This is a genomic window from Corallococcus exercitus (assembly GCF_003611585.1).
Classification (GTDB): Bacteria; Myxococcota; Myxococcia; order Myxococcales; family Myxococcaceae; genus Corallococcus; species Corallococcus exercitus.
Window position 1 is genome coordinate 1 of record NZ_RAVW01000957.1, and the last position, 379, is coordinate 379.

Annotated in this window: 1 protein-coding gene; it reads left to right on the forward strand. The window is 43.3% G+C overall.

The features are described from left to right. Positions 1 to 176: 176 nt before the first annotated feature. Positions 177 to 379, forward strand: a 203-nt coding sequence (gene yibT, locus D7W79_RS43075; RefSeq protein WP_120530820.1) for a protein YibT, incomplete at its 3' end; no start/stop codon positions are given.

The following is a 379-nucleotide window of genomic DNA, read 5'->3' on the forward strand; positions in this document are numbered from 1 at the left end:
GCTTAAAAACTACGCAATTTATTGATTAATTAAGAAATTTAAAGAAAAAAGATAGTTAATAGAAACGGATGATTATTGAGGATTGAGCACGTTTTCCTTAATGTCATTTATACCGGGATCTAAACTAAAATTGGCGGCCGCGCATTCCCGGCGCGGGGTAATACGGAGATATCATCATGGGCAAATTAGGTGAAAACGTTCCGCTTCTTATCGATAAAGCCGTAGATTTCATGGCATCGAGCCAGGCGTTCCGGGAGTATCTGAAAAAACTACCTCCCCGTAACGCGATTCCGTCCGGAATACCTGATGAAAGCGTGCCGTTATATCTACAACGTCTGGAGTATTATCGTCGGCTTTATCGGCCGAAGCAGGTAGAGGG